Source organism: Albidovulum sp., from assembly GCF_008933605.1.
GTDB lineage: Bacteria > Pseudomonadota > Alphaproteobacteria > Rhodobacterales > Rhodobacteraceae > Albidovulum.
In genome coordinates this window covers 1-3,945 of the sequence record NZ_WBUS01000216.1, presented here as the reverse complement: position 1 = coordinate 3,945, position 3,945 = coordinate 1, and the positions used below count along the sequence as shown (strand labels likewise).

Genomic DNA, 3,945 nt, shown 5'->3' with positions numbered 1-3,945 from the left:
GCTCTCGTACGTGGGTTTTGTCATCGATATCCTCGACCGGTCCTGTCCTGTGGCCCGTCTTTGCCCGCGGACCTTGGCTCGCCCGTGCTTATACGCATTCGGCGGGGGGGAGGAAAGCGCCACTTTCCCGCAGGCTTTCCCGGCACGGCGCAGCGGCGCCCGGTGGCGGCGCAAAAATTTATCAATTGATAAAAAAATGATTCGCTGGCAGCCTTCCGTCAACGAGAGAACCAAGGGGAGGCCGTGTTGACCATGAACCAGCTCACGCCGGGCGTCGTTGCCGGACGACTGGGGCCCGGGGACTATGCCCGGAACTTCGCCGACATCGCTCCGCGCCTTGATGCGCACGAGGCGCGGGTGGCGGCGGATCGATGCTATTTCTGCCACGACGCGCCCTGCATGACGGCCTGTCCGACGACGATCGACATTCCGCTCTTCATCCGCCAGATCGCCACCGGCACGCCTGAGGCAGCCGCCAAGACGATCTTTTCCCAGAACATTCTTGGCGGCATGTGCGCCCGTGTCTGTCCGACCGAACAGCTCTGCGAGGAGGCCTGCGTGCGCGAGGTGGCGGAGGGCAAGCCGGTGGAGATCGGCCGGCTCCAGCGCTACGCCACCGACAGCCTGATGGAGACGGGCGTGCATCCCTTCACCCGCGGCAAACCGACGGGCAAGCGTGTTGCCGTCGTCGGCGCCGGTCCCGCCGGGCTGGCCGCCGCGCACCGGCTGGCCATGAAGGGCCATGACGTCGTCATCTATGACGCGCGCCCCAAGGCGGGCGGGCTGAACGAATACGGGATCGCGAGCTACAAGGCGCCGGACGGCTTCGCGCAGGCCGAGGTCGACTGGCTCATGAAGATCGGCGGGATCGCCGTCGAAAAGGGCAAGGCGCTCGGCCAGGGCGTGACGCTCGACGGGCTGAAGGCGGGGCACGACGCGGTGGTTCTCGCCATCGGGCTCAGGGGTGTGAACGCGCTCCGCGCCGAGGGGGAGGGGCTTGCGAATGTCGTCGACGCCGTCGATTTCATCGCGGACCTGAGGCAGGCGGAGGACAAGTCGAGACTGGCGGTCGGCCGCGACGTGGTGGTGATTGGCGGCGGCATGACGGCGGTCGACGCGGCGGTGCAGTCGAGGCTCCTCGGCGCCGAGAATGTCACCATCGTCTATCGCCGCGACCAGTCGCAGATGAGCGCCTCGGCCGACGAGCAGGACCATGCGACCTCGGTCGGCGTCCGCATCATCCACAACGCCGCGCCCGTCCGGGTGATCGGAAGCGGCCGGGCGGAGGAGATCGAGTTCGCCTATACCGAGAGCTCGCCGGAGGGGCTGAAGCTGATGGCCGAGACCTTCCGCCTCAGGGCCGACCAGGTGATGAAGGCCATCGGCCAGACGCTTCTCGGCGCGCCCGAGGGACTGAGGGTGGAGGGTGGAAAGATCGCCGTCACCGGCACCGGCCGCACGTCCGTCCCCGGCGTCTGGGCGGCGGGCGATTGTGCGGCGGGGGGCGAGGACCTGACCGTGACCGCCGTCGCCGAGGGCCGCGACGCGGCCGAGGACATTCATGCGAGCCTGATGGGGGCGGCGGGCTGAAGCCCGCCCTACGGGAGGAAGACACATGGCAAACCTGACCACGGACTTCATCGGCATCAAATCCCCGAACCCGTTCTGGCTGGCCTCGGCGCCGCCGACGGACAAGGAATACAACGTGCGGCGCGCCTACGAGGCCGGCTGGGGCGGGGTGGTGTGGAAGACGCTCGGCTCGGAAGGCCCGCCGGTCGTCAACGTCAACGGCCCGCGCTATGGCGCAATCTGGGGCGCGGACCGGCGGCTTCTGGGGTTGAACAACATCGAGCTCATCACCGACCGTCCGCTGGAGGTGAACCTGCGCGAGATCAAGCAGGTGAAGCGCGACTACAGGGACCGGGCGCTGGTGATCAGCCTCATGGTGCCCTGCGACGAGGAGTCGTGGAAGGCGATCCTGAAGGCCATCGAGGATACCGAGGCCGACGGGGTGGAACTGAACTTCGGCTGCCCGCACGGGATGAGCGAGCGCGGCATGGGCTCGGCCGTGGGCCAGGTCCCGGAATATATCGAGATGGTGACGCGGTGGGTGAAGCAGCACTCCCGCATGCCCTGCATCGTCAAGCTGACGCCCAACATCACCGATGTCAGGAAGCCCGCCGAGGCCGCGAGGCGAGGCGGCGCCGATGCCGTCAGCCTCATCAACACGATCAACTCGATCACCTCGGTCAACCTCGACACGTTCAGCCCCGAGCCCTCCATCGACGGCAAGGGGGCACATGGCGGCTATTGCGGCCCGGCGGTGAAGCCCATCGCGCTCAGCATGGTCTCGGAAATCGCCCGCCACGCCGAGACGCGCGGCCTGCCGATCTCGGGCATCGGCGGCGTCACCACCTGGCGCGACGCGGCGGAGTTCATGGCGCTCGGCGCCGGCAACGTGCAGGTCTGCACCGCCGCGATGACCTACGGCTTCAAGATCGTGCAGGAGATGATCTCGGGCCTGTCGCAGTACATGGACGAAAAGGGCATGACCTCGACCGCCGAACTCGTCGGCCGCGCGGTGCCGAACGTCACCGACTGGCAGTACCTGAACCTCAACTACGTCACCAAGGCCCAGATCGACCAGGACCTCTGCATCAAGTGCGGCCGCTGCTACGCCGCCTGCGAGGATACGAGCCACCAGGCGATCTGGATGAAGGAGGGCCGCGTCTTCGAGGTGAACGACGCCGAATGCGTCGCCTGCAACCTCTGCATCGACGTCTGCCCGGTGGAGAACTGCATCACCATGCGGCCCCTCGCGAAGGGCGAGACCGATCCGCGCACCGGCAGGACGGTCGGCGATTACGCCAACTGGACGACGCATCCGAACAACCCGATGGCGCAGGCGGCGGAATAGGCCGGTCTTGCCCGGAGCCGTCCCGAGGGGCATCCTGCGGGACGGAGGGGGCGGTGATGCAGGCTCTCAACGTTACGCGGTGGCCCCTCGTCTTCGTCGTTCTCGGCGCGGGCGGGGCGGCGATCGTGCTTGCTTGTTCGACCTTCAACCTCTTCATGTTCGCGATGGCGAACCTCGCCTTCATCGAGCGTGAGGGGTGGGAGGCGATCCGCCACGGCGCGCTCTGGCAATTGGGGGAGCTTGGCCTGAGCGGCGCCATCGCGCTGGCAAGCTGGCTTTGCTTCAAGCTGTTCGAGGGCGAGTTGATCGCCCGCTACCGCAGATGGGCTGAAAGGCCGCGTTAGGGCCGCAGCAGCTTGCGAAAGAGCGTGTCGAGGAAGCGGTCGGCCTCGGCATAGGGATCGTGGCCCGGCCCGAGGACCGCGCGCACCTGCACGTCGAAGTCGGCGTAGTGCTGGGTCAGCGCCCAGATCGAGAAGATCAGGTGATGCGGCGGAAGGTCGGCGATCCGCCCCTCGGCCGCCCAGCGGCTGAGCACGGCCGCCTTCTCGTCCACGAGTCCCTTCAGTTCGCCGGTCAGCGCGTCCATCATCCTGGGCGCGCCTTGCAGGATCTCGTTGGCGAAGAGCCGGCTCTCGCGCGGGAAGTCGCGGCTGAGGTCGAGCTTGCGGTGGACGTAGCCCATGATCTCGCTGACCGGGTCGCCCTCCGGGTCGAGCTTGCGCAGGGGATCGAGCCAGGCGTGCATCATCCCCGAGAGGAGCGTCACATGGATCGCCTCCTTCGACGGGAAGTAGTAGAGCAGGTTCGGCTTCGACAGGCCCGCGACCTCGGCGATCTGGTCGAGAGTGGCACCGCGGAAGCCGAATTGCGAGAAGACCTCGAGCGCGGCATCGAGGATCGTCTGGCGATTCCTCGCCTGGATCCGCGTCAGCGGCCGGTCGCTCCGGTCGTCGTCTTCCAACGATTGTCCTCCCCCGTTCCAGTCCCTGCTAGCCCGAGGGGGGCGGGTGGTCAAACGCCAATTC

4 protein-coding genes are annotated in these 3,945 nt (G+C 67.3%); 3 read left to right on the top strand and 1 reads right to left on the bottom strand.

Annotation, left to right across the window (positions count from 1 at the left end):
* The first annotated feature begins 252 nt into the window (after window positions 1-252).
* Genes F9K34_RS17530 through F9K34_RS17520 form a run of 3 tightly spaced genes read left to right on the top strand, consistent with a single transcriptional unit; the run spans window position 253 to window position 3,261 of the window.
* Window positions 253-1,590: an NAD(P)-dependent oxidoreductase gene (locus F9K34_RS17530; protein ID WP_291338403.1), complete on the top strand. Its 1,338-nt coding sequence runs from the start codon at window positions 253-255 to the stop codon at window positions 1,588-1,590.
* Window positions 1,591-1,615: 25 nt separating this feature from the next.
* A complete protein-coding gene (gene preA / locus F9K34_RS17525) occupies window positions 1,616-2,917 on the top strand; it encodes an NAD-dependent dihydropyrimidine dehydrogenase subunit PreA (RefSeq protein ID WP_291338402.1) in 1,302 nt (433 codons plus the stop codon).
* 56 nt (window positions 2,918-2,973) lie between these two features.
* A complete protein-coding gene (locus tag F9K34_RS17520; protein WP_291338401.1) occupies window positions 2,974-3,261 on the top strand; it encodes a hypothetical protein in 288 nt (95 codons plus the stop codon).
* On the opposite strand, the gene F9K34_RS17515 is transcribed toward F9K34_RS17520, so the two are convergent.
* Window positions 3,258-3,881 (bottom strand): TetR family transcriptional regulator C-terminal domain-containing protein, encoded by a 624-nt coding sequence (locus tag F9K34_RS17515; protein WP_291338400.1) that lies wholly within the window; start codon window positions 3,879-3,881, stop codon window positions 3,258-3,260. The two genes, F9K34_RS17520 and F9K34_RS17515, sit on opposite strands and share 4 nt — an antisense overlap.
* Window positions 3,882-3,945: the final 64 nt, after the last annotated feature.

What these genes read in the sequence shown, in the direction of transcription:
- F9K34_RS17530 (WP_291338403.1), top strand. Translation starts at nt 253, where the DNA reads ATGAACCAGCTCACGCCGGGCGTCGTTGCCGGACGACTGGGGCCCGGG.
- preA (WP_291338402.1), top strand. Translation starts at nt 1,616, where the DNA reads ATGGCAAACCTGACCACGGACTTCATCGGCATCAAATCCCCGAACCCG.
- F9K34_RS17520 (WP_291338401.1), top strand. Translation starts at nt 2,974, where the DNA reads ATGCAGGCTCTCAACGTTACGCGGTGGCCCCTCGTCTTCGTCGTTCTC.